This window comes from Candidatus Nitrosotenuis cloacae (genome assembly GCF_000955905.1).
Taxonomy (GTDB): Archaea; Thermoproteota; Nitrososphaeria; order Nitrososphaerales; family Nitrosopumilaceae; genus Nitrosotenuis; species Nitrosotenuis cloacae.
In genome coordinates this window covers 1,313,503-1,340,045 of record NZ_CP011097.1, presented here as the reverse complement: position 1 = coordinate 1,340,045, position 26,543 = coordinate 1,313,503, and the positions used below count along the sequence as shown (strand labels likewise).

The following is a 26,543-nucleotide window of genomic DNA, read 5'->3' as shown; positions in this document are numbered from 1 at the left end:
AAAAACCTTGTGCATGACTGCTGTGTAGCCGTAATCGCGGTGTTTTTTACTTAAATTTTTAACCCTATAAATTAAGCGTCACTAAACTTGATATTAGGACATTTTAACTAGATAATTTACTCGGTTTTTCTTATGCGGAAAATATCACTCCAATGCAGAGAATGCAAAAAAGAATACGAATCAACATTCAAGTACATTTGTGAAGAATGTTTTGGCCCTCTGGATGTTAAATATGACTTTCCTAACATTTCTAAAAACACTTTCTCTGGAAGGGAACATACGTACTGGCGGTATTTTGAACTCTTACCGATTCAGGACAAATCAAATATTGTGAGCATTCATGCTGGTATGACTCCTTTAATTAGGGCCGAGAAGCTCGGAAGGAAGCTAGGCCTTAACAATTTATACATAAAAAATGACTCTGTAAATCCAACTTTCTCATTCAAGGACAGACCTGCTGGAATCGCAGTATCTAAAGCAAAAGAATTTGGATTATCTGCAGTTGGATGTGCATCTACTGGAAACCTTGCATCTGCTACTGCTGCTCATGCCGCAAAAGGTGGGTTTCCATGTTATGTTTTTGCTCCAGGTGATATTGAGCATGCAAAGATAGCTCAAGCACTCGCATATGGATGCAAATTCATTGCAGTCGATGGAACATATGATGACGCAAATAGAATTGCTGCACAAATAGGTGACAGCAAAGGTATAGGAATTGTCAACATCAACATGCGATCGTATTATGTGGAAGGATCAAAAACCTTGGCGTATGAGGTTGCAGAACAGCTCGACTGGCAAGTTCCTGATCAACTCATAGTCCCAGTAGGAAGCGGTGCAATGCTTAATGCCATATGCAAAGGATTTGAAGAATTACAAAATGTTTCATTATTGAGTTCTGTATCTAATATGCACATGATTGCAGCACAACCTCATGGATGTGCACCTGTAGTTAATGCATTCAAAAATAACATGAGCGAAGTAACTCCGGTTGAAAATCCGAATACTATAGCAAAAAGTCTTGCAATAGGAGATCCGGGAGATGGGCGTTATGTGCTAAAACGACTAAAACAATACAACGGATATGCGGAAGAGTCAAACAACAAAGAAATTCTTGACGCCATATTGCTCCTTGCACAAACAGAGGGGATTTTCACAGAGCCGGCAGGCGGTGTTTCTGTAGCAGTACTTAAGAAAATGATCGATGATGGAAAAATTGACAAAAACGATACCACGGTTTGCTATGTGACAGGAAATGGCCTTAAAACCACTGAATCTATCATGGAAGTCTTGGCAAAACCAGAAGTAATGTCGGCAGATGTTGCAAAGATTGCGGCAGTGGTGAAATAATTGCCAAATATTACCTTCACCATACCGTCGGTCTTAAACAAAGGTGGCGGAGAAAAAAAACTCCAAATCACAGCTGGTTCACTTTTAGAATCATTTAACAAAGTGTCTGAGAATATGGGTGATGACTTTAAGCGTAGGGTGTTAAACGATGACGGGACACCGCGTTCTCTGATAAACATCTATGTGAACGGAAAAAACGCAAGATTTTCCGGCGGAATGAATACTGAACTCAAAGATGGTGATGAGATCTATATTTTACCGGCAGTGGCTGGAGGCTCTGAATTGTCTAGTAAGGACATTGATAGATATTCAAGGCAAATAATGTTAGAGGAAATTGGATATCAGGGACAGCTTAATCTCAGGACTGCAAAAATATGTGTAGTTGGGGTGGGCGGCCTTGGAAATCCAATCACAACGAGACTGGCTGCAATGGGTGTTGGTAAACTGCGTATTATCGATAGAGATGTAATAGAGCTATCAAACCTACACAGACAAACAATGTTTGATGAATCTGATGTTGGCCAGATCAAAGTAGAAGTAGCAGCAAAAAAACTCAAAAAACTCAATCCGGACGTTGAAATTGAATCTCTACCTATATCGATAAATGATTACACTGCACTTGATGCCATAGAAGGATGTGATGTTGTGATTGATGCATTAGATAGCGTCAATGCAAGATATGCGCTAAACAAGGCATGTATTGAAAAAAACATTCCGTTTGTGACTGGTGCGGCAGTAGGTGTATCTGGCCAGGCATTCACAATTCTGCCCGGCAAGAGTGCATGCTATTCGTGCATGTTTCCAGAATTGGATGAGGACTCAATGCCAACATGCAGCATTGAAGGCGTACACCCATCAATTCTTTCCATAATTGGAGGAATTGAGGTAGCTGAAGCAGTCAAAATAATTCTTGGCAAAACTCCAAGTCTTTCAGATAAAATACTACACGTGGATCTTGAAAATCTAGATTTTGTCATGACTAAAACATTTCGAGTAGACGAGTGTACTGTGTGTGGGACTGGCAAACACGAGTCTGTACCAAAACAAGACCTGATAATCGAAGAACTGTGTGGTAGAAATAGAGGTAAGAGAACCTTCTCAATCACCCCGACACAGAAATTTGAAATCGACACTGAAAAAATCACAAATTTGGCAAATAATATGAACTTGAAAATAGAAAATCAAGGTGATCTGGGAATATCCATGAGAAACAATGACCTGTCAGTGAGCTTTATGAAAAGAGGCTCGGCAGTAATAGTGGGTTCAAGAGATGAAAACGATGCCGTTGCTCTTTATATGACATTAATAGGTAAAACAACCTCATAATAGGTGTAAATCTTACAATATCCGATCAAGAAAATAGATCTAAGCTGAGATAGGCATGAAAAAAATGCAGAAATACATCAAATTGTGGACAAATTGTCCATTAGTCTTATATACTGAATTTTAAACAAAAAATCAATAACATGAACAACGAGATAGGACGTAAATTAACTAGTCTTACATTAATGACAATTATGCTAGCCGCTGGCTTCTCTGCATTTGCTCCAAGCACAATGCCAGAAGCAGCAGCAGCAAATGCTAACTTGTTTGTATCAGCTGAGAACTCTCAATTCCAAAACTACATCGCTGGACCAATGGTCACAGAAGTAGTAGTAATTGATAGTGATATCAAAGATACTGACAAAGCAAAAGGTGAGCCTGATGTTACTATCAACGGCAACAAACTAAGAATGGTTCAAGCCTCTGACGGTAACTGGTATGGTTACTTCGCCGACAAAGCACAAGCACTAAGAGCAGACGCTATACAGTATGCTTCTGGTGTTGGTGGAAACGGAGAAGGATTAGACTTTGGTACATTTTGTTCTAGAACTACTGGATGGGCAACAATTTCCTTCACACAAACTGTAGGAGTTGCATTCCCATTCACTAATACTACTAGTGTTACTAACACTGGTACGAACACATTCGAGTGGAATGGTAACATCGATGCCGATGGATCCACAAGCTTGGATGCATTTACATGTGATGCGCCTGTTCCAGGCAGTCTCACAGTAAATAACACTGGAGTTCTAAGAGAAAATAAACAAGTCAATTTGGGAACTAGTACTGTCAAAGTTGGAAACATTGGTATAAACTCAACATCAATGACTGATGCAGCTTCTACCAGTCCAAAACAAGCAGTTATAGACTCAATTTGGCCGTTCATCCAACTATACAACTTTAACCCAACAGGTAACGTTGTAGTTCAGTACAACAAAGGTGGCGGTGTACAATCAACCACACTAAAGTTTGATACTGTAGATTCGTTTGCAAAAACTGATCTGGACAGAACATCATACCCATTAAGCTCACAAGTACATGCAACTATTACTGACTTACAGCTAAACATCGACCCAACAGATGAGGATTCGTGGACATTTGGTACACTAGGTACTAATGCCACAACCTTCTATGGAATATTCAATGAAGATGGTGCATTAGCAACCAGTACTTCAACTGACACATCCGTCGGTCTATCCAAAGCATTAACTGGTAACTTAACCAAATTAATGTTCGAGGATAATGGAGTAATGAAAGTAAACAGAAATGCACAATCTGCAACAAAGAATGTTTTGCAATTACAAGACAACGCCGACAGTATAATGACTAGCGGTCCAAATGGATTCGTTAGCGGTGGTAAAACCACAATTACTTCAGCAAGTCAGCCAGTCACAATTACCGAAAGCGGTCCAAACACCGGTATTTTCGGAACTTATGACGAGTCTGATACCTCTGTATTAGCAATTACAACTGATGCTCCAAGAGGCAAATCCGCAACAATCGAATACAACCAGGCTTCAAAGAGCATCGTTGTAGGATTCGGATTTGCATCTGTTGATATCGCACCAATTGATGCAGAATGGAACTCTGGCGAAGAAATACCAGTAACCGTAACTGATTCTGATGCAAACAAAAACAGCAGAACAGATGAGGATCTGGATAATAACAACGCAGATGTACCAATAATTCCTGCATTACAAACTGGCGATCCATTCACCCTTGGTGAAGCCGGTGTTGAGAGCTCAACAGTAACAAGTGCAATGTTCCTTAGCAACCTTACAGGAACCTTTACTGGCGCACAACATGCATCCAGTGGTAGCTTCCTAAACGGTTTTGGCAGTAACGGTACATTAAGGTGGGTTGACGGTGCATCAAGCACCTCAGCAACCGGTGCCGTAACAACTGTACAAAAATACAGTGAAAGAGCTTTGTTGAATCCAAACGCAACATCTTCAGTCACTGCAATTGTAATTGACTTTGAAACTACCGGAGCAGAATTGCTAAAATCAATTCGTGATCCACGAGCAACATCTACTAGCGCTGGAAGCCGTTTCCACGGTTTCAACCTAGTAAATATTGACATCAGAGGTATTTCTCCATCAATCACAAATGCGACTGTTTACTTGCTTAACAATACCTCAACACGAGGAATATTGACTAGCGATACAACATCTGGACAAACAAATGATGATTTCAGTATTGCAACAGGAACAAAGTATGTCAAATTAGCAACTAACGTTAGCCCACAATCAATTTCATTACTTAATGGAACAAATCTACCATCTGCTCAAGCCGCAAAGATAAATGAACTTGTCTTTGATGGTGTTGACAGCACTGATAGTATTGGATTGTTGATTAACTTTACACGCGTAACTCTAGCACCAGCCGCTTTGTCATCTAACGTGACAATGGCAGCTGATCTCTTCTCATTTGGTTATATTGGCGATGGACTCACAAAAGAGAACAGAGTCAATAACCAAATCGTAAGAATTGAAGCTGAGGAAACTGGAGATAACACATCTATCTTTGGAGGAACACTTGAATTTGTAATGCTCAATCAACTCAACATCCTTGACAGAGCAACATATACTGGTCTAAGCACAGTTGCTGATGACCCATCATTTGTTGTACATCAAGACTTAGATGATGAGGAAGCACCAAGAGTCAACTATAATGACCTTGCTGCAGATGGCACAATCACTCAAGTTTCAGATCAAGAAGATGCACCAACTCACTCTGGTGTTGTATCATTTGACAAGCCTACATACAAGAAAGCAGACACAGTAACAGTAACCTTGGAAGATCAAGATCTTAACACCGATGTCGATCTAATCGATATCTATACAGCAGTAAACAGCACCAATCTTGGTGCTGAAGACGCTGCACAAGATACAATCGGTGCAACAAATCTTCCAACACTAACAAACGGTGATGCACTAGGTCGATTACTAGATATCACATTTGATGATGCCCGCTGGAAAGATACTAACAACGCATGCGCAACCTCACTAAGAGGCGAAGCTACTGATGTTGGTCTTACTGCAACCGGTTTCACATTAATTGAAACAGGTTCAGCAACAGGCATCTTCACAGGTGACTTCATAATTCCGGGCAAAGTGTGTAACACATCAGCTGGTCTAGTAACCAGCCCTGTTAACGCACAAGGTCTGGATATGGAAGTAAACTATGTCGACTTTAGAGATGCATCTGGACAGATAGTTGAAGTAGGTGATGGCGCAGGAATCAGAGCAAATACCGGCTCAATCAGTCTTGATAGAACCGTGTATCCAGTTCCATTCGGAAGCACTGATGACTTTGCAACATCAACATCATCAACACCATCTGGCAGATCTATCTTCCCAGTCCATTTGACTGGAATCACCGCAAGTGGCACAGCTATCGCAGCTACTGAGACATTGGGCGATGGACCTCTAACGATCCATGTCCAAGTAAATGATCCAGACTTCGATACTTCAGCTACTGGTGAAGACAAGATTGCAGAAGGAACAGCAGCAAACTCTAATCGTGGCCCAGTTAAGGTCACTGTATCAAGAGGCCAAGACAGTGTTGTACTTGCTTATGCAGGTCTAGCAACACCAAGAAATGGCGAAATTGATGTCGGTGGCAACAACTCAACCACGACTAATATTAGAGATCTAGGACCAATCACAGAAACCGCTCCAACGAGTGGAATCTTTGAGTTCGACTTAGATATCTCATATACTGATGGTCCATCAAGCACAACTTGTCCAACTACTACACTGTGGGACTCACTAAACAACCCAGGTACACGAGCTGGTATGGATTCAAGATTCGATGCCGTTTCTAGTACTCCATACTGTATACTACAAGGTGATATTATCACCGTAGAGTATACCGATCCAGCCGATGCATCTGGCGATACTAACACTGTAACCGACTCAGCAACATTCGATCTCAGAAACGGTGCACTACAATCCGACAAATCTGTTTACATCATTGGTTCAGATATGATCTTAACCTTGATTGAACCAGACTTTGACCTTGATAATGATCTGGCAGAGACATATGATTTGGATCTCATTGAATGGGATTCAGATGCCGATACCCTTACAATGGGTAACTTGGGTGGAACTGCCAGCAATTCAGGCGCTTCATTCGATCCAGAACCATCTGACTTGAGAGAAACTGGTGATAGCACTGGTATATACCAGACTGTCATCGAGATTCCAGAAACGTTAGGTGGAGATAAACTGGAAAGAGGTGAAGAGATTGTATTAGAATTCACTGACTGGGGTCCATCTGGTTCTGATTATGTAGGCCAAGAAGATGAAGATGTCAATCTGACAATCTTTACATCTAACTTTGGTGCTACAGTCGAGCTAGACCAAAAAGTGTACACATGGACTGACAAAGTATACATCACAGTTGTAGCACCTGATCAAAACTTTGATAGCAACCTAATCGATGAAATTGGAGAATCAACCTCTGATCCATTGAAAGTAGCTACCAGAGGATTTAACCGAGACAATTACAAACTTGTCGAGACTGGTACTGACACTGGCATCTTCACTGGTGAAGTAATCCTTACCGGATTTACTAGCCATGATGCTGACGGTGACGGAACCACAAGTGATGCACCTGGTACAACAAGCGGTAGTGGTCCAACAGATGGATTGCTATCTGCTGATGATGATGATGGTCTAACAGTATCCTATGAATTCTCAGAGGATGAAACTGTTGTAGGATCAGCATTGATCAGATGGAATATTGGCGAAGTCGCATGGCTTGAGGCAAGCTATCCAGCTAGCGGAACAGGAGTAGTAAGAGTCATTGATCCAGATATGAACTTAAACCCAGAAGCAGTTGACAACTTTAACACTGACGTCTGGTCTGATTCAGACGCAGGCGGTATTGACTTGACTGTAACTGAGACTAATGAGGCAACTGGAATATTCGAAGGTACTGTGTTCTTCACAACTACCGATGAATCATCCGGTCACAGACTCAGAGTCGCAGAAGGTGACACTGTCACAGCAGAATACCAAGACAATACACTACCTGACCCGTACACAACTGCAGATGAGCTCGATATTACCGGCACAGCGTTTATCGGAACTGTAGTACCACCTCTTGAGAGAGCACCAGCTTCTAACGCAAGAGTTGTTGATGCCTTCGGCAACACCTTAGATGAGGTGTCCGTAGACCAACAGGTACAAATTACAGCCGATTTGACCAACGGCCAGGACAGAGAGCAACCATTTGCATACTTGGTACAAGTCCAGGATGAAAACGGTGTTACAGTATCACTCGCATGGATTACAGGTTCACTATCAGCAGGTCAATCATTCAGCCCAGCATTGTCTTGGATTGCAACAGCACCTGGAACATACACTGCAACAGTGTTTGTCTGGGAAAGTGTTGACAACCCAACAGCGTTGAGCCCACCTGTATCAGTAGACATAACTGTCAGCTAAGACTAAACTAAAACTATCCCTTTTTTCTTTTTTTAATAACAAAACCTAGCGGATGCTATCATAAGCAATATCTAGCAGATCTTTTCAATACTGGACAGATGAAACTGTTATTGATTTTTTGTCTTGCATCTGTTATGAGTATTCCATATGTGTTCGCAGAACAACTAGACTTTTTTACCGATAGCCAGATCTATTCTCCAAATAAACCACTTTTTGTGTATGGTAAAGCATTACCGCAAGAAGACGTGGTTCTGAGATTCTCAGGACCAGATGAGAATGTGATCACTTTCACACAAATAACCACTGATGAAGATGGTCAGTTTCAGACTGAGTTGTTCGTGTGGCCGGAAGCCTCAACTACCATTCCATATGGAACCTATTCAATTGAGGCAATAAGTACTCAACAAAACGGTCTTGCCAAAAAAACAGAGATCAAATTCTCACCAACAACAGAAATTGAGAAAATTCCAGTTTCTAGAACTATAACAACTCTTGTCTTTGCTCCAGAAACTGCCGCAGTTGAGCAACCCTTTAGGATATTTACTCAGGTCACAAGCGATGGTCTCCTAGTTGGAGGTAACCCAGACAAATTGCTTGGCACATCACACGTTCATCTGCCTGATGGACAAGTGGTGAATCTTTCAACTTCTTTTAAGACATTACATCAGGGATTGTACTATACCGAATTCATTCCAACACAGGAAGGTACACATGTATTTCATATAGTTGCATTTTCCCAAGGCACAATATCACACGGCTCTGCAGCAACAGTGGTACTAAAGCAAGATCTTGGTGGAATATCAAAGCAAATCATTGAGCTAAATTCTGCACTTGATGACACCTCATCTGAGCTGGATAATTTAAAATCAGAAATTGAAGGGTTTGGCTCCTCGCTAAATTCTGCAAGCCAGAACATTGACAAAAGCGTCACATCCATATCTGATTCCGTAAGAACAATGGAAGAGGCAAACACACAGCTAAATTCTTTGTTGTTTCCCATAGTCGCATCGATTGCGATAATTGTGGCATTGCAAATTGTGATTCTTGCAAGACGAAGATAATCCTACCATGAAATCGTTTTCTCAAATGAAACTAGCTTCTCTAATATTATCTACATTTTTACTGTCCTCAACGATTTCTAGTTCCTATGGTTTTTTAGAACTAGATCAACAAAAACTAGAACAGAGTCGATTCTCTGATCTTATGGCTGTGCCTTCAGAAGTGATACAAAATCACAAGTTGGAGCGTTATCTTGTTTTTGGTCATGGTTCCGTTGATGATCTGTCTGGTGCAAACTCAATTTCTAGCGTTAGAACTGGTAATGGATTTTTTTCGATCATGATACTTTCCGAGCAATCAATACCGATTCTTAATGCGAGAGGATATCACATAATCAAAGACTTTCCATTAGAATTTCACACAACAAAAAATGATATCTCATACTCTGAAATGGATGCAATAAGAGAATCTACTGGGGCAGAGCTTGTACAGATAAAATACAATTACACTGGCAACGGAATAAAAATAGCAATAGTGGATACTGGTGTTGATTTTTCAAATCCTGATCTAAAAGATTCGCTTGCACGAGATGACCAAAATTACCCAATAATGCTTGATGCTGATGGGCAAGGCATCATAATCACCAATGCGACATTTGTTGCAAACATTGACAAATATGGTGTACTGGAAAACACCACAAAGTCAATCATTGAGAAGACAAACAAATCTTTGACCAAAAATGCAACCTCAAATGTATATCTTACAAAAAATGGCATATTTTTGAACCTAAAACAAAAAGGAAAAGGCACACCAGTATCAATCTACAACTCGTTTTTCCCATCCAGTGGGTTATCACCAATTTTTAATGGTACTATTCTTGATGATTACAAAATAGGAAAAACCAGTCGTGATTACATCAAGTCTGCAAGCGGTGTCTATCACTTTGGCATGATATATCAGGGTGCAATGCAGGGGCCATTCACAAGTGTTCAGGCAGTTCCGGTATTGGTGGTTGATTCACAATTTCCAGGAGTCTATGATACAATAATCCCTGATCTGACAACATCTTGGCAAGACTACACAAAATTTGATCTAAAAAAGGGACAAAAACCGACATATGATTTTGATTTTACTGATGAATCACCAATCAAACTTGGCAATGGAAATGAGTTCTTGGTTTATGACTCCAACAAGGATGGTAAACTAGATTATAGTGCGGGAACCGTCGGCGCTCGAGTAGTTGATGTCTACGGTATATTTTCCCAAAACAAATCTTCAGTTGATAAATTCCTAAAAGCAACAAATGGTACTTTATTGCTTCCAATGGATCCACAAGGCAATTTTTTTGGTATAATGACTGATTTTGTTGGACATGGAACTGGTGCGGCATCATCCATTGCATCAAAAGGAAAATTACAATATGACATTTACAATAATACAAAAAAATATACTCTTCCAGGAATTGCACCAAACGCAAAAATAATTCCTGTAAAGGCGCTTTGGTTTGGGGATACGGTATATGGGTGGTTGTGGGCATCCGGATTTGATAGTGCAAACAGTACCTGGAAGTTTTCCGGCAGGCCACGGGCAGATATCATATCAAACAGCTGGGGAATATCCAATTTTCCATCCCTGAAAACGTCACCAGGTGTTGACATACTATCACTGATAGCGAATGTTCTATCCACACCACAATCGGTTGACGCAAAATATCCTGGAGTGGTGATAATATCCAGTGCTGGTAATGCAGGCCATGGGTATGGCACAATGGGCCTCCCAAATGCTGCCCCCTTTGGGATTACGGTTGGCGCCACAACAAACAATGTCTATGTTGGATATGGTGCATTCAAGGGCCAGCCACGATTTGGAAATACTACTATTCATGCAAACAATGTGGTTGATTTCTCAAGTAGGGGCCCAAGTATAATTGGTGATCCAAAACCAGATTTGATGAATGTTGGTGCATATGGTTTTGTGCCAAGCAATGTGCTTAAAGCAAAAAAAGACTCTAAACAAGAATCGTTTTCAATGTTTGGTGGAACAAGTATGGCCGCACCACTAGTTGCGGGCTCTGCTGCCATTTTAATGGAAAGCCTAAAGGAAAAAAACCAAAACTATGATTCTTTTATGATAAAAAACATACTGATGTCTACTGCAACTGATCTTCAAAATGATCCATTCACGCAAGGATCAGGACTAGTAAATTCATACAAAGCTGTCCAGTTTGTGAATGAAAAAGACGGCATATTCTTGGTACACAACAACTCTACTTATTACAATATTAAAAAAATACTAGATGATCCAATGCTGAAGTTAAATTCTACACTGCCGGGATTTGACATCTTTGAGTTGCCTGACAAAACACAGCCTCAAACAAGTTGGTTTGCAGGAAGACTTGTACCTAGCGAGAAAAGCTCAACCACATATACCATAGTAAACCCAAGCAACCATACCATAACAGTACACGTCATACCGCAAAAGATCGAACTGATTCAAAAATCCGAAACAAACTCTACTACAAAACTGCGACTAAAGGACTCTTTATACAACAAGACAAACGTGTTTAGGCCGGATTACATCAAGCTGGAAGATGCAAAGCAGCACAATTCATTATTCTCATATTACGATAACCAGACCGTAATTCCACAAGATGCAGAATTGATGGTAATGAACCTTAATTTTGCATTCTCTGATTTTCTGAATAAAACCGAGAAACTTTACGCATCTGATACCAAGATTGCCTCACTATATCTCTATGACTGGAATGATAAGAACAAAGACGATCAAGTATCCAGCGCAGAACTCTCTTTGGTGAATCGTGGCGGCACTTGGGGCACAGTCCAAGAAATACGCGTATCGGAGCCAAACACTAAATTTGAAAATATCCCGCTGGCCGGAATATATCCCGTTCCGACAAGATATTCGTACTGGCTTGGCGAGACAAAGAAAAACTCGACTGAGATGAACTATGTGCTATCTGCCAGCTATTACAAAAAGCAAAACTGGAGTGATGTGTGGATTGACAATAGTCTAGTTGAGGTCCCCCCATACAGCTCAGCCCAGATCTCTGCAACCATTATGGTTCCAGATGATGCAAAGCCGGGTGTATACCAGGGCTTTATTCGATTTATTGGAGCTAATCACACCGTAAATGCACCCGTATCATTTGCAGTGACTTCCGAAATAACACAAAAGGACAAACTCACAGTAATATCTGGCGAGAAAAATTCTGACATCCTATATGGAAATGGATATGTCAAGGGTGCATTTGATATGACAAACAGATACAACGCAGGTGATTGGCGTCAATATTACTTTGATATCAAAGACTCTACGATCAACACTGCATCCTTTGATATATCTTGGAAAAGTCCAGACACAAACTTTTCCATCTTTATGATTGATCCACAGGGAAAGATCATACAGACAAACATGCCGTCCGGCGTATTTGGACAATTGCTTGATTGGCCCACATCTGACTGGCTTGGCACTACTGTATTCAGCGAGGGCGGAGGATTTTATCCAGTCAAAAACAAAGATGCTACCTCCACATTATTGTATACACCGATAAACCAGACCGGCACCTACACATTACTTTTGCACTCGACTTTGTTTGGAGGACAATCTACAACGGAACCATTCACTGTAATTGCAAAGTTTTCCTCAATTTTTGCAGATGACAAACCCCCAGAAATATCTTTTTCAATTCCACAATTTGTAAACGGCTCTATTCCCATCCCAACAATAATTGATGATGGACAAGTTTCTGTCAAGTATTATCTTGATGATAAAGAAATTGACTTTGATATGATTGATTCAATTCTGGAAGGATCACACAATCTCAAAATTGATGCAGCAGATGAGATGGGTAATATCTCGACGCAATTTTATTCTTTTATTGTAGACAAAACAATGCCTGAAATTATAATAAATTCTCCCAAACCTAACTCCAAAGTCATTGGTTCCTTACATTTGGATTATACAATATTGGATGAGAATCCTGATGCTCATCAAGTGTTACTTCCAAACGGTACTGTCATACACAATCAAAATATCATCAATCTTGATACTGGTTCGCTAAAAGATGGACAATATGATATTACGATAATTGCTACAGACAAGGCAAACAACATAAATCAAAAAATCATCCACTTTGAGATACAAAGAGCAAAGGATACTAGTACCGCACATCAAACTGACATCAAATTTGATTATAATTTCACACTGTTGGTGATTGCCGGTATATTTGCGATCGGAATTACAATCTTTATTGTTCTTGGAAACAAGTCGCAAAAATTACCAAAATACTGAAACAAGGTTTATAAGAAAAGTTCCGAAAATCAGCTTTGGATGTCGCAAGGGGATAGTACCAAAGTAGCTACGCTATCCAGAAGAGATTTTCTTAAATTAATGGGTGCTGCAGGCACGGCACTCACTTTTGCACCATTTGTACCATGGGGCAAATTCATGCCAAACCCAGACAGCGCCAAGCTGGAAAAAGTACCAGTCATACTTCCAGACGGGGGACAGGCAAACGTTAACACTTTTCCGACAAATCATGCCGAAGTCATTACATATCCTTCAACTGGAGACCGTGTTCTAGATGAGGAGGCATTTAGAAAATGGCAGTTTATTCGATTACCTGAAGAGCTGGGCGGGGCAAAAAACGATGCAAGCTCCTTTAGGGCATTTAGCATGGTGTGTTTGCATTTATGGTGTCTTTGGAAGTATTGGCCGCAAGAAGGCCGTAAAAGGGGCGAATGTCCATGTCATGGAAGTATGTACAACCCAATGACTGGAACTGCATTTGCAGGGCCTGCATCATTGCAAGCATCGCCATCTAATACGCTTGCCAAGCTTGACATGGAGGCAGATTCTAAAGGAGATTTGTGGATTTTACCAGCAAAGTTTTCACCAAACGACAATGGAGTAGTAGGATATGGCCGTTTCATTAAGTAGACGTACAGGCACAGTTGCCTTTCTGTATTGGATCTGGGATGGCCTTGAGAGAACAATATTTACTGGTGTAAAGTTCTCATTCCCATCCAGGTTTGTCAGCCCATTTGGATTTTTGGGAATGCTCACATTTATCGTGTTTGTGATTTTGGGCGTTTCAGGCGCACTACTCATGTTCTATTACATGCCAATACTTGATAGAGCATGGGATAGTGTAGAGAAAATCAACAATGTAGTTCCGTTTGGATTCCACATTCGTAACATTCACTATCATGGATCAAACGCAATGGTTCTTTTGGCCATACTACACATGTATTACCAATACTTTAGCGGAAGATACAAAATAAGAAATGAAATTCTCTGGGTAACTGGCATCATATTAGGTACCGTTACAATACTAGAGGCATTCACCGGATATGATATCATATTTAGCGAGCGAGCCGAGCTTGCAATCAGTATTGCGGCATCACTGACTAACTCCATTCCAATAGCTGGTCCCACAATACGGGATGCCATGTTTGGGTCTGGGTTTTCGGACTTTGTACTGAGATTTTACGCCCAACATGTGTTTGTTTTGCCGCTTGTGATGCTGGGCTTGATGGCGGTGCATTTCCCGCGATTCTTGGTATTTGATGTGCCAATGGTAATGGCAATCTCTGGCGCAATTTTGATCACAGGAGGCGTGTTCCCGATTGACATGGGATTCAAGTTCGAGCCAACCGTACCGCCTGGAATCACCGTTCCAGAGTGGTATCTGACAGGACTGTATGCATTCCTTAGGACACAATACGACAAGTTCGTCACGGGCGTACTTTGGCCAGGCCTGTTCATAGGTGCATTATTGCTTGTACCGTTCCTTGATAGATACAAGAAGTTCTCTTGGAAGGACAGACCACTAATCACGGCATTTGGAATTACAGGAATTGCACAAATAATGGTCACGACATATTGGGGCTTTTACATCCCGTCTGATACTACCATTCCTCTAGTGCAAAGATTGGTAATTGATCCAATATTCTTCTACTTGGTAATGATTCTGCTTGTGCCGTTGGGCTTTGGCTTTAGCTATATGATGATAAAGATGGCTCAGGAAGCAGAAAGAAAGGCAAAGCTCAACAAAGACAAGGGACCAAAAAAGGTGGCCGAGATAAACCTGTCTCAGAAATGGCTAAACTGGGTCATAGTCGGATTGCTGGCATTCCAAGTTTATCTAAATATCGCGGCGTATAATGCAGCAATCACCGGCCTGAACAATCTGTCGCTGTTCTTTACTGGACTGATACTGATTGTGTTTGCAGGAATGTTCCATGTGTACCGATATGCACTAAGTGAGGCAAAAAGACCACCACCAGCACCAAAACCAGCAGAACCACAACTGGAACAAGCAGCTCAAAAAGAGCTTCCAAAAGAACACAAGTCGGAAAATTAAGATCGAATCCGCTAAACAAACTTTATAAGACTTTTACCGACCACCCAAAATCGTTGAGCAGCAAACCAACATCAAGTCATGCATATGGAATCGGAGTAATTGCAGTAATTGTTGGTATATCTATTGGAATTGGTTATTATCAGTTGTATTATCTTCCAGAATCCTTGGCAAAGCCAAAGGTATCTGAAGAGATTCTCAATCCTCCAGACAAAATGCAATTGGCAATGATCAAAGGATCTGATAGCCAAGAGCAAAAAGACAACTTTGTTCCAAAACTAGTCAATATCCAATTAGGCGTTGATAACAAGGCAATATGGGTAAATGATGATATCACTGCCCATACCGTAACTCCTGATAAGGCATATGAGGATTCGTACAGTGGAGAGTTTGGCTCAACTGGCGTGGTAAAGCCTGGTGAATCATACGAATTTCTCTTTACAGAGGCAGCAGAAATCAGCTATCACTGCTCACCACATCCGTGGATGACTGGTAAAGTAGTAGTAACAAAACAGAGATTCTAGGAAATTCCTGCAAACAAGACGTCGCTTTCTATCTCTTTGTGTTGCTCAATTATTGATGCGCGAAACTTTACATCATGTTTTTGAGTGGGCTCAAAGGTGATCATGGCAGTAAAGTCTGCCTTGTCCTGCGGCATGGATTCCCTGCTGATAAAAAGGCGCGAGCTTCGCTGCGATATCTTTTTTCCATTATATGATGTAAACAACATTAGTTCGTTGGAGCCGAGAATTTGGGTGTTTAGCACGATGCTGTCGTATTTGCCGGTATAATTCACCTTGATTGTACCAACGATGTCCAAATTTGGCTTGATGTTTTTGTCTTGGAGCGTTATTTCGATATCTTTCATGATGGCAACTATTCCTAATGTTAAATAATTTTTTAGGTGTGGCGGGCCAGAAGGGCTTCGATCCCTTGACCACTGGATTAGAAGTCCAGCACTCTATCCATGCTGAGCTACCGGCCCAAAAACCTGACAAGTTATTGGCATTTTAAACATAACGAGTGGAGATCTTAGAGCCAGTTTTTTTGATTTGCTTCTCTGATCATTTTGAAAAGAAATTGTTGGCAATATCCTGCATATGGGCCGAAATGCTGCACAATCTGCTCATGGAGCAATCGATACTTTTTATCAGTGATAGTCTTTCCCTCAAAGGAAAATCTTTGTGGATAATACTGTTGCAGGCTACGAATTATCCATCTGTCTAGTGGGAATGCCTCTAGTTTCTCCAATGAAAAAAGCAAGATGCAGTCTGCTACCTTGTTTCCTATGCCATACACCTGTATCAATGATTCTTTTGCAGCGTGATAGTCTGCTTTTTTTAGATGATCAAAATCAATCCAGCCATCCACAACTTGAATTGCAGCGTCTTTTACAAATGGAGCTCTGTATCCAAGACCACATGATAGTAATTCTGCTTTTGTCGCACTTGCAAGTCTTTTTGGTTCTGGGAACAAATAAAATTCCTTTTTATCAAATGTTACTTTATCTCCGAATTTTTTTGCTAGTCTTTGTAATGTGTGTCTGATATTTTGTATGTTGGAATTTGCTGATACAATAAAAGAAATGTAACACTGGAATGGATCCTGTCGCAATAATCTGAGGCCTGGGAATTCCTTGATTGCTTTTTTAATTATTTTGTCCTTGGATATTGTTTTAATTATTTTATCAAAATCATCTTTTTCTCTAAACAAATCACAGCTTGATTTTTGGTATGACTGGACTTTTTTGGGGTTTGACTCATCAACTAGTAATATGTCAGCACCATTTACCCCGTACCACTTCTTTGTGCCAAATTTTTCCCACAAGAACACTTGGCCGCTGTTGATGCTGTGATCTACGTTGATTTGCATTCTAAATTGTTATGACATCGCCCATCATTGGGGCATGTGCCTCAAAGCCAAATTTTTCATGTATCTCTTGGGCAAACTTGGTGCACGAATTTCCGTCTCCGTGTACTGTCAAAACCTTTGGATTGCCCTTTATGCTCTTGATAAGATCAAACAACCCATTTCTATCAGAATGACCCGAAAACTCGAATTGTCGTACCTGTGCTTCTGCCTTTCGATCCTTTCCCTGAACTGAAATCTTGCCAGAGTCGAGCAGTCTTCTTCCCGGCGTTCCTTCTCCCTGATATGATACCAATGCGATTCCGTTTTTCTTATCTAAGGCCAACTCTTGCAAGTAAAACACCGCATTTCCGCCAACCAGCATGCCTGCCGGTGATATGACAACACACGGCTCTGATAGTTCGCGTTTTCTCTCAGAATGGGTTCTTACCCATACTGTGTTTTCTATTGCATCCTGGAATACATCATAATCGCGTAAATAGCCTGGATAACGCAATAGTATCTCATTTACGCTTAGTGCCATTCCGTCCATGATTATTTTGTGCTTGAACTTGGCGTTCTTTAGTATGCAGGCAATTTCTTGTGATCTCTCTACAGAAAATGCCGGAACAAAGAGAGTTCCTTTCTGATCTAGTGTTTCATTTGCAAACTCGATGAATTTTTCCTCGGATTCTTGCCTTGGCATTTGCTCAGTCTGCGAATAGGTACTCTCTGTAATGAGAAGATCAATTTCGCCAACATCCAAGTCTGCCTCGCGAAGCATTCGGGAACCTCTGACATTGATATCGCCTGTATAGAACAGCTTTTTACCTTCTGATTCTAAGAGTACGGTTCCGCCTCCCACCACGTGGCCGGAATCTCGAAGCTCAAATGATGACTTTTTCTGCGTTATCTTTTCTTTGAATCCTATTCTTTTTGCGTGGGAATACATCTTGTTGACCTCTGGAAGGCCGAACGGATGTGCCTCTTTTTCCAGCCTTAGCATGTCCTCAATTAGAATTCTGCTCAGATCAAATGTCGGCGCTGTAGCATAAACAGGACAGGTGCCACTCACATACATCAGTGGAACATATCCCGAATGGTCCAAATGTGCATGAGTCACAATAATGGAATCCACCTCCTTTGGCATCACATGCATTGGGGCTTGGAGGTTTTTGCCCAAGTTCACTCCATAGTCCAATAGGTAGTTGGTGTCCTCACAATTTACCAAAAAGCCAGATCTGCCAACTTCGAGGCCTGCACCCAAAACTTTTACTTTCAAGAGCTTGGGATGGTTTTTGGTCTACGTTAAAAGGTTGTTACAAAATCACCCGATCGTTATGCCAATAATGTAATCTTCAAAAGCTTTAATTAGTCAAACCTAAGATCCACTCTCATGGGTAGAACTTTTGACCAATGGTGGAGTTCAATTCCTGCAGACCTACGCAACAAAACACGCGCAGGCGATGAAGGAAACAAACCACTGTTAAACCAAATTAATTGGGTTTGGGTAAAAAATCTGATGGACAAAAGAGCTGACTTGAATCCAAGCGCAGCTGAATTGCTAGATTGGGTAACAAGCGGCCAAATCGACGCAATGCGAAAATAAATCGCCATCTGTATTACCTTTTTTATATTTTCTAGTTCCTTGTTTTGTTGATCTCGATCGTTTTCATGCGATCAAATTCTATAACACCGTTGAATTTTTTAATCATGGTTTAAATAGTTACTACGGACTGATCAGATTAAGTGAAATAAATGCCAATAGCAATACTTCCAGACGTTGACGAACAAAGATGTATTGGCTGCGCCTTGTGCGTAGAAATCTGTACATCTCTTGGCCCAGACGTACTTCGTGTAAAGCCTGTTGAAGGCTGGAAGAGAGGTAAAGCATTTGTCTTTTACCCAGAGAGATGTATTTCTGATGGTGCATGCATCGGTGTATGCCCAACAAAGTCAATCTTCTGGATGAGACCAATGAACTACACTGCTGGTCAACCAGTTCCTCTTCACAAGAACGGAGTTTTCGTAAAAGGCTGGGCAGAAGACGCAGGTCTATAGACCGCGACAGTCTTTTTTTCTTTTTACTTTTTTAGATACCTAGTTTTAGCTGACCTTGGGGTTTTCTGATGTTTTAGAAAGTCGCTTTTCTCTAGGTGGATTTTATCAAATTTGTTGTTTTGGAAAAATGCCTTCCAAGTCTTGGCAAACTCTGTGAATTCTTCTGGCTTTGCCTTGTTTTCTGACATGACATAGTGTGCTGCTGGATACAGGTCAGAAATCTCTAGCGGTATCAAGCCAAGATATGGGTTGAACTGGCAAAACTGGACATTATTTTTGTATTTTTTTTTCATTCTGTTATAATCCCCTGAGAGGTAAAATGGCTTGTCTGATGCATCCCTTAGTATTACTAGTTCTTTTTTATCGGTTTTGAAATTTCTCACCGTTTTGTGATACGTTATGATTTCTGGCCTGAACTGGTCTTCTGGAGTGTACAGGAACAGGGCTTTGTCCTTGAACTTTGGTGTGGTTTTTGCCAAAAACTCGGAATTTGCAGTAAAGACTTCTAGTGTTTCGTATAGTTTTGGGTGTGCCTTTATCTTTTTGACAATGTATTCCCAGAGCCGCCCTTCATGGATTGCCTCCTTTGTGCGGTCGACTTCGGACTTGATTGCATATAGGTTGTGCAGCGCTATCTGAGGGATTCGCTCATCAGGTGGTAATTCTGAGAGTGACTTTGGGGTGTATTTTGTGCAGACCTCGCAGTTGCATCCAAAATACTGCATTTCGGTTAGGTGGTTTGTCCTATCATCTGAGATGTACCTGTCATGTTTTGCATATAGCATGTACGATGCTGAATCAAATGTGTCGTAGCCTAACGCAATGGCAATTGGAATTGTTAATGGATGACCTGCACCAAAAAGATGCAGCGGTATTGAATCTGGAATTAGCTTTTTTGCCTCTAGAATTATTTTTGCAAGCAGCCCATACTCGTATGACTCCATCACCTCAACTGGGCTGCCAAAGGCAAGCATTTGGTATCCCTGGTCTAGTAGTGTGCTAGTTGACTTTCTCACCAAATCCAGGTGTTCTGCACCTTGGATAGGCCCAACCCAGACTTGGCCATTGTCTTTTTTTGTATCGATGGTTTTTTTTGTTACTTGTAATGTGTGATCAACATAGCTTTTTGCTTTTTTCTTTGGCAGGCCATAACCTGTTGGCTTGTCCAGCGGGATGGCAATGTCTGTCATTATTTTTTGCTCAAACTCTGCCATGTTTTCAGGCGTTACATCCACTTGGCCATACTCTAAGACCTGGTATCCGCCAGAATCTGTCATCACACTTCCATCAAATTTTATTATATCATGAATGCCTCGCTTTGCCGCCTCATCGCCCCATCGCTTCATGGTGATGTAGGCATTTGTGATGACCAGATCAAAGCCCATCTGCTTTAGCTTGGCAGTTGGGACGCTTTGTTTTACTGGATGCACAACTGGAACAAACGCTGGAGTCTCTACCTTGCCGTGGTTGGTCTGCAGTATTGCAATTCTTGCGGCCAGGTCTGTCTTTAGAATCTCAAACATGTGATCACTTTTTGTTTGGGAAGAACTTGGCAAGATCGCCCTTGTTTGCGACCAGATCCAGCCAGTCTACCTTATCTCCTTTGAATTTGCGTTTTATTGCAAGCATTATTTTGTTTATTATTTGATTTGGGGAAAGATTTGTTGCATTGATCTGGCGTGTTTTTTTCATGCCAAATCTTACTATGCTGTCATATTCTATTATACCTAGAATTTCACTACCAATATTTTCAATGATTTTTTTCTGAGTGTATTTTCTTTTTTTGTAAATAGGAATTAGCTTGTATGGGTTTTTTCTTAGTATTATGGCAAGACTTGGTTGTGATCTTTCTATAACATATGGAGCAAGATGCCCTACAACTATGGTATCTTTTTTTACGAGTTTTTTTGTTATTTCTGCTAGCTTTTTTGTATCAACATCTAGTGTATGGTCATTTTTTTGGTAGACCTTGTTTTGTATGGCAATTTGGTTAAGATCTAGAATTGGGAAACCGAGTTTTTGAGACAATTTTTTTGATATGGTGTGTTTGCCGACTCCTGGATTACCAGTGATCACTATCATGTATGGACTGGAATTATCTCCACATTAAACAATTTCTGCAATACTAATAAGAAGTGGCGATTTTTTTCATTTTGATGTTTATTGGACTGCTTGGCAAGGCAAATGTTGGTAAATCCACATTCTTTTCCGCGGCAACAGAAACAACCGTAGCAATTGGAAACTACCCATTCACGACAATAGAGCCAAACGTTGGAGTAACACACGTAAAGACAAAATGTGCGTGCAAGCACTTTGGGATAACACACCAGAATCCGTCATGTTTGGATGGTGTGCGACTAGTCCCAGTAAAAATAATCGATGTGGCAGGACTAGTTCCTGGTGCTCATGAGGGAAAGGGTTTGGGCAACAAATTCCTAGATGATGCAAGACAGGCAGATGTACTGATTCATGTGGTGGATGTGGCAGGAACTACTGACATTCAGGGACAACCAGTACCACCAGGAACTCACAATCCGCTTGAGGATGTAGAGTTTGTGGAAAATGAATTCAACCAGTGGTTTAAGCAAATCTTGATGCGAGAATGGCAAAAACTACTCAAAGAAATATTACAAAAAACTGCAACCCTAGTTGAAGGAATCACAAGACGGTTTTCTGGTTTGGGAGTAAAAGAGTTTGAAGTATCTGATATTCTAAAAGAGACCGGACTTGGTATGAAAAAGCCAACAGAATGGAGTGAAGATGACATTACATTATTTGTTACCAAGCTGCGCAAAAAAACAAAACCTGTGCTCATTGCTGCAAACAAGGCAGATCTCTGTAAGGATCTTTCCATTATAGATAAAATAAAAGAAAACCATGTTGTTACATGTAGTGCCGAGTCCGAGTTTTTGCTTCGCAAGGCAGCAAAGGTAGGTCTGATAAAATATATCTCAGGTGACTCTTCCTTTGTCATATCTAATGAATCTACAATAAATCCGCAGCAAAAACAAGCACTAGATCTGGTCAAAACTGTACTAACAAAAATTCACACGACTGGCGTGCAAGAGGCAATTAACCATGCGGTATTTGATGTGCTGAAATTCATCACAGTTTATCCCGTTGAGGATGAGACCAAGCTCTCAAACAAGGATGGCGTTGTATTGCCCGATGCAAGATTATTGCCGGTTGGCTCTACTGCAAAAGACCTGGCAGGTACAATACATGCGGATCTGGCAAAGGGATTTTTGCACGCAATAGATGCAAAAACAAAACAAAGAATCAGCGGAGATCACACCCTCAAAGACGGCGACGTTATCAAAATAATATCTGCAATGAGTCGTGGATAGGAAATGATCTGCCTAGGAATTGAAAGCACTGCTCACACATTTTCATGCGCTATTGTGGAACGGCGCGGCAACAAAGGCAAAATTCTATCAGATGTGAGAAGAATTTACCGACCTCCAGACGGCCAAGGAATTCATCCTCGCGAAGCATCAAGACACCACATTGAGCACAGCTCTGAGGTCTTGTCTGAATGTGTGCACCAGTCAAATCTTTCCATCAAAGACATTGATGTAATATCATATTCTGCAGGTCCAGGCCTTGGACCATGCCTTCGCGTATCGGGGGTAGTAGCAAGGACGATCTCCTCATATTATAAAATTCCAATCTATCCGGTAAACCACGCAATAGGCCACATTGAGCTTGGCAAGATGCTCACAGGAGCAAAGGATCCGTTGGTATTGTTGGTGTCTGGGGGACACACAATGCTTGCTGCATTTAAGCAAAAAAAATGGAGAATATTTGGCGAAACACTTGATATCACACTAGGACAGTTACTGGATCAGTTTGGACGCTCACTTGGATTTGCATCCCCATGCGGAAAAAAAATTGAAGAGCTAGCTGGCAAATCTGAAAAATACATCGAACTACCATATGTTGTAAAGGGAAACGACGTGTCATTTTCTGGATTGATGTCTGCTGCAAAAAGAATATCAAAAAACAAAGAGGATGCATGCTATTCTTTGCAGGAAACTGCATTTGCAATGATTGGAGAAGCAGCTGAGCGTGCCTTGTCATTTACAGAAAAAAAAGAATTGCTAATAGTTGGTGGAGTTGCTGCAAACAAAAGACTGTCTCAAATCTTCAAGCAAATATGTGCAAGACAAAAGGCCGAATTCTTTGTTGCACCAATACAATATTCTGGCGATTGCGGTTCCCAGATTGCGTGGACCGGACTATTGGAAGCAACTGTAAAAAAAGGTGTTTCACTCAAGGATGCATTTGTTAGGCAATCTTGGCGACTAGATACAGTACAAATTGACTATTGAGGCTTGTAATCATTTATTGCCTTTTGAATGTCTTTTTGCCAGCTTCCGGTGCTAAAAACTCCGAACTTGTAGTCTTGCTCACCATCTTTGGTTTTTGCTCTGATACAGGCTTTTTTAATGAATAATCCTTCTTTCCAGACCTTTGTGATCTCATTTAGCGGAACATCCAAAATAGTCTCATCAACTCGCTTTGTAAAGTCTGCAATCCTTCCACGAGTTTTATCAAATGCAATTCTTTTGTTAGTTAGTGTAAGAATTCCGGCACCTAGTGTGTCTTCATTGCAGTCTTCCTGCTTTAGTCGTTTTTCGGATTCATCCATAACTAGATTTTAATCCGATTTGATTTGGTTATATCTTTAATGAAGCTGCTAAAAAAAGGCGCAGAGGGTGATATCTATCTTACAAGGTTTGATAATCATACTGCAATTCTCAAGACACGCAAGAAAAAACCATACAGGCACCCTCAACTTGATTCACGCATCAGAAAACAAAGAACAATTAGAGAGTCATCTATACTGTCTGAGGCAAAATCATTAGGAATTAGGACTCCACTAGTATACCAAGTAAATCAAAATGATTGTACCATACTAATGCAGCAAATCAATGGAATTCTGGTAAGGGATCTTGTCGGCATAAAACTAGAATCTGCATGTGTGGAAATCGGCAAAATAACTGCAACATTGCACAAATCTGGAATAATACACGGGGATCTTACGACGTCTAATTTCATATCGTATCAAAACAAGATCTATGCAATTGACTTTGGTCTTGCGCAAAAATCTGTCAGAACAGAAGATCACGCAGTCGATCTTAGACTGTTCAAGGAAATTCTTGGTAGTGCGCATGTTGGTGTGATGGATTTACTGTGGAAAGCATTCCTCAAGGGGTACAGATCGGTTGTGAGACCTGAGCGATTCAACAAGGTACTAAATCATGTTGGTGTAATAGAAAGTAGGGGAAGATATGCGCGAATGGAATGATGTGTATTTTGTGTCATCAAACAAGCACAAGTACCTAGAGGCAAAAGAAATCCTCTCATCATTTGGAATACGGGTTTATTTTTTCAAATCTAATCTAATGGAAATTCAATCAAATTCTCTATCTGAGATTGCTACCATAAAAGCGCTGGATGCTTTTTCCAAATGCAAAAAGCCAGTTGTAATAGAAGATGATGCTCTGATTATACCATCTCTTGGGGGCTTTCCAGGACCTTACTCGTCATATGTGTTTGATACTATAGGGAATCTTGGTGTGATGCAACTAGTAAAAAAAGACAGGCAAGCGAAATTTTGTGCCACGATCTCATACTGCGATAAGGACAAAAAACCGATTCTTTTTGAGGGAATAACCCCAGGTAAAATATCAAAAAAAATCCGCAGTGGGGGATGGGGGTATGATCCAATATTCATCCCAGAAGGAAAGACCAGGACTTATGCTCATATTCCTGACAAAAATACGCTATCTCATAGATACCGCGCGCTGGAAAAATTTGCTAGCTGGTTTGTGCATAAGCGGCAATAAAGGGATCGATTAATCGTTCTTGGTTCTGCAACAAAACGATTCTTGAGGCAATACTCTCGTCCATTACTGAATAGATTTGGCTTTGCTTTGCTAATTGCGTCGCAAAGTGGCTAACCTCTTCAAATTCTAGCATGTCTGATCTGGCCAATCTATTTGTGGAGCGACCAATGTGCATGTAGGACTTGATTTCAATAAAGTGGACATTTGCTCTTTTTATCATGCTTGCAAATGATGGAATCATTGACTCAGAATTGTTGTGGTCTCGAATTAGTGTCATACGAAGAACCGTTCGCGTATTTAGTTTTGATAATAATTCCAAAGACTTGTTCCATCGCTCCCAAGAATCATCATATCTTGGCTTGTTTATTCTCATAAAGGAATCATAGTCTGCTGCATTTGTGGACAGGTAAATCTGAGTTGGCAATGCATCTTCGTCTTGCAGTCTTTGCAACATTTGTGGCTCTTGGCCATTTGTTACCAAAAAGATTGATTTTGTTGCAGGCAGTGTCTTTAGGTATTTTATCAGCTCTGGCAGCTTTGGATACATTGTTGGCTCCCCAGACAATGATATTGCATAATGTGCTGGAAGCAATGATTCGTCTAGTTTTTTTGTAATGGATTTTGGATCACCATAATGACCCATGATCAGTCCACGTCGCTCTGCCATTAGTTTTGTAATTATCTCCTGTGGCTCTGCAACTCGCGTAGGATCCATTACCAGTGAATCATAAAATTCCATTGGGCGCCAACAGTACACACATCTGTTCTCGCAATACATACCTGCAGGTGAGAACTCCATGCATTGGTGTGTTGATATGCCATAGAACTTGTGCTTGTAGCAGCTTTCCTCACCTTTGAAGGATTTTTTTGTCCAATGACATAACTCTACAGTTGAATGATCCGATACTCCATACTTGGCTTTCTTTAGCTGCTGTTGGATGGAGGATTTGATCTGTATGATTTCATTGTCCTCTACAAATTCCCCAGAACAGCTCATCAAAACTGGTTCTGTGTCATGAAATATGAAATCTTTGTTGGATCGGTAGCCATAAAACTTTGAAGTTAAGCTCTTGTTTTATCAAAATCTTGGAATTAAATCTTAAATATCATAACTTCCTATAAGAAATAATGCGGAAGGATGTAAATCCTAACAAATAAACCGTGCGTGGCTCAGTAGAACGAAATGTTGAACCATTAATGCCTTGGCGTTATGGGTGGAGAGGTATTCTCTCGAGTTCTACGCTTGGGGCCACGCCAGGTTGTTTTTCAAAATAT

Annotated in this window: 21 protein-coding genes and 1 tRNA gene; 14 read left to right on the top strand and 8 right to left on the bottom strand. The window is 40.8% G+C overall.

Features of this window, described 5'->3' with window-relative positions:
• Positions 1-132: 132 nt before the first annotated feature.
• The 8 genes from SU86_RS07605 to SU86_RS07570 all read left to right on the top strand — a co-directional run bounded on the left by SU86_RS07605 (position 133) and on the right by SU86_RS07570 (position 16,031).
• A complete protein-coding gene (locus tag SU86_RS07605; RefSeq protein ID WP_048188613.1) occupies positions 133-1,347 on the top strand; it encodes a threonine synthase in 1,215 nt (404 codons plus the stop codon).
• Positions 1,348-2,673 (top strand): ThiF family adenylyltransferase, encoded by a 1,326-nt coding sequence (locus tag SU86_RS07600; protein ID WP_048188612.1) that lies wholly within the window; start codon positions 1,348-1,350, stop codon positions 2,671-2,673.
• 140 nt (positions 2,674-2,813) lie between these two features.
• Positions 2,814-8,126, top strand: a complete 5,313-nt coding sequence (locus tag SU86_RS07595; RefSeq protein WP_048188611.1) for a beta strand repeat-containing protein — start codon at positions 2,814-2,816, stop codon at positions 8,124-8,126.
• A gap of 134 nt (positions 8,127-8,260) precedes the next feature.
• Complete coding sequence (locus SU86_RS07590) at positions 8,261-9,187, top strand: methyl-accepting chemotaxis protein (RefSeq protein ID WP_236687685.1); 927 nt, start codon at positions 8,261-8,263, stop codon at positions 9,185-9,187.
• 277 nt (positions 9,188-9,464) lie between these two features.
• Positions 9,465-13,436 carry a S8 family serine peptidase gene (locus tag SU86_RS07585; protein WP_236687684.1) on the top strand — a complete coding sequence of 1,324 codons (3,972 nt, stop codon included), beginning with the start codon at positions 9,465-9,467 and terminating at the stop codon, positions 13,434-13,436.
• 39 nt (positions 13,437-13,475) lie between these two features.
• Positions 13,476-14,084: a twin-arginine translocation signal domain-containing protein gene (locus tag SU86_RS07580; protein WP_048188609.1), complete on the top strand. Its 609-nt coding sequence runs from the start codon at positions 13,476-13,478 to the stop codon at positions 14,082-14,084.
• Positions 14,065-15,510 (top strand): cytochrome b, encoded by a 1,446-nt coding sequence (locus SU86_RS07575; protein WP_048188608.1) that lies wholly within the window; start codon positions 14,065-14,067, stop codon positions 15,508-15,510. Before SU86_RS07580 ends, SU86_RS07575 begins: the two co-directional genes overlap by 20 nt.
• Before the next feature lie 53 nt (positions 15,511-15,563).
• Positions 15,564-16,031 (top strand): cupredoxin domain-containing protein, encoded by a 468-nt coding sequence (locus tag SU86_RS07570; RefSeq protein WP_048188607.1) that lies wholly within the window; start codon positions 15,564-15,566, stop codon positions 16,029-16,031.
• Here SU86_RS07570 and SU86_RS07565 read toward each other — a convergent pair.
• From SU86_RS07565 to SU86_RS07550, 4 genes are all read right to left on the bottom strand, one after another.
• The gene (locus SU86_RS07565; protein ID WP_048188606.1) at positions 16,028-16,375 is read right to left on the bottom strand and encodes a hypothetical protein; all 348 of its coding nucleotides are present in this window, start codon (positions 16,373-16,375) and stop codon (positions 16,028-16,030) included. The two genes, SU86_RS07570 and SU86_RS07565, sit on opposite strands and share 4 nt — an antisense overlap.
• A 39-nt stretch (positions 16,376-16,414) precedes the next feature.
• Positions 16,415-16,492 (bottom strand) — tRNA-Arg (locus SU86_RS07560).
• Positions 16,493-16,539: 47 nt separating this feature from the next.
• Positions 16,540-17,379, bottom strand: coding sequence for a DNA-3-methyladenine glycosylase family protein (locus tag SU86_RS07555; protein WP_048188605.1), 840 nt, complete (start codon positions 17,377-17,379; stop codon positions 16,540-16,542).
• Position 17,380: 1 nt separating this feature from the next.
• Positions 17,381-18,637 carry an MBL fold metallo-hydrolase gene (locus SU86_RS07550; RefSeq protein ID WP_048188604.1) on the bottom strand — a complete coding sequence of 419 codons (1,257 nt, stop codon included), beginning with the start codon at positions 18,635-18,637 and terminating at the stop codon, positions 17,381-17,383.
• A 114-nt stretch (positions 18,638-18,751) separates the two neighbouring features.
• Between SU86_RS07550 and SU86_RS07545 the strand changes: the two genes are divergently transcribed.
• The gene (locus SU86_RS07545; protein WP_048188603.1) at positions 18,752-18,964 is read left to right on the top strand and encodes a hypothetical protein; all 213 of its coding nucleotides are present in this window, start codon (positions 18,752-18,754) and stop codon (positions 18,962-18,964) included.
• 149 nt (positions 18,965-19,113) lie between these two features.
• Complete coding sequence (locus SU86_RS07540) at positions 19,114-19,416, top strand: ATP-binding protein (protein WP_042684645.1); 303 nt, start codon at positions 19,114-19,116, stop codon at positions 19,414-19,416.
• A 23-nt stretch (positions 19,417-19,439) separates the two neighbouring features.
• Here the strand turns inward: SU86_RS07540 and tgtA are convergent, their stop codons facing one another.
• Both tgtA and SU86_RS07530 read right to left on the bottom strand, forming a co-directional pair.
• The gene (tgtA, locus tag SU86_RS07535; protein ID WP_048188602.1) at positions 19,440-20,939 is read right to left on the bottom strand and encodes a tRNA guanosine(15) transglycosylase TgtA; all 1,500 of its coding nucleotides are present in this window, start codon (positions 20,937-20,939) and stop codon (positions 19,440-19,442) included.
• 4 nt (positions 20,940-20,943) lie between these two features.
• The gene (locus tag SU86_RS07530; RefSeq protein WP_048188601.1) at positions 20,944-21,498 is read right to left on the bottom strand and encodes an adenylate kinase family protein; all 555 of its coding nucleotides are present in this window, start codon (positions 21,496-21,498) and stop codon (positions 20,944-20,946) included.
• A 74-nt stretch (positions 21,499-21,572) separates the two neighbouring features.
• On the opposite strand from SU86_RS07530, the gene SU86_RS07525 reads away from it, so the two are divergent.
• A complete protein-coding gene (locus SU86_RS07525; RefSeq protein ID WP_048188600.1) occupies positions 21,573-22,763 on the top strand; it encodes a redox-regulated ATPase YchF in 1,191 nt (396 codons plus the stop codon).
• A 3-nt stretch (positions 22,764-22,766) separates the two neighbouring features.
• Positions 22,767-23,747, top strand: coding sequence for a KEOPS complex N(6)-L-threonylcarbamoyladenine synthase Kae1 (kae1, locus tag SU86_RS07520; protein WP_048188599.1), 981 nt, complete (start codon positions 22,767-22,769; stop codon positions 23,745-23,747).
• Here kae1 and SU86_RS07515 read toward each other — a convergent pair.
• Positions 23,741-24,067 (bottom strand): hypothetical protein, encoded by a 327-nt coding sequence (locus SU86_RS07515; RefSeq protein WP_048188598.1) that lies wholly within the window; start codon positions 24,065-24,067, stop codon positions 23,741-23,743. The two genes, kae1 and SU86_RS07515, sit on opposite strands and share 7 nt — an antisense overlap.
• Before the next feature lie 39 nt (positions 24,068-24,106).
• Between SU86_RS07515 and SU86_RS07510 the strand changes: the two genes are divergently transcribed.
• Both SU86_RS07510 and rdgB read left to right on the top strand, forming a co-directional pair.
• A complete protein-coding gene (locus SU86_RS07510) occupies positions 24,107-24,727 on the top strand; it encodes a KEOPS complex kinase/ATPase Bud32 (RefSeq protein ID WP_048188597.1) in 621 nt (206 codons plus the stop codon).
• A complete protein-coding gene (gene rdgB / locus SU86_RS07505; RefSeq protein WP_048188596.1) occupies positions 24,711-25,268 on the top strand; it encodes an RdgB/HAM1 family non-canonical purine NTP pyrophosphatase in 558 nt (185 codons plus the stop codon). The genes SU86_RS07510 and rdgB overlap by 17 nt, the downstream gene beginning before the upstream one ends.
• Here rdgB and twy1 read toward each other — a convergent pair.
• Entirely contained in the window at positions 25,240-26,265 is a 1,026-nt protein-coding gene (gene twy1, locus SU86_RS07500; protein WP_048188595.1) for a 4-demethylwyosine synthase TYW1, read from the bottom strand. The two genes, rdgB and twy1, sit on opposite strands and share 29 nt — an antisense overlap.
• Positions 26,266-26,543 lie beyond the last annotated feature (278 nt).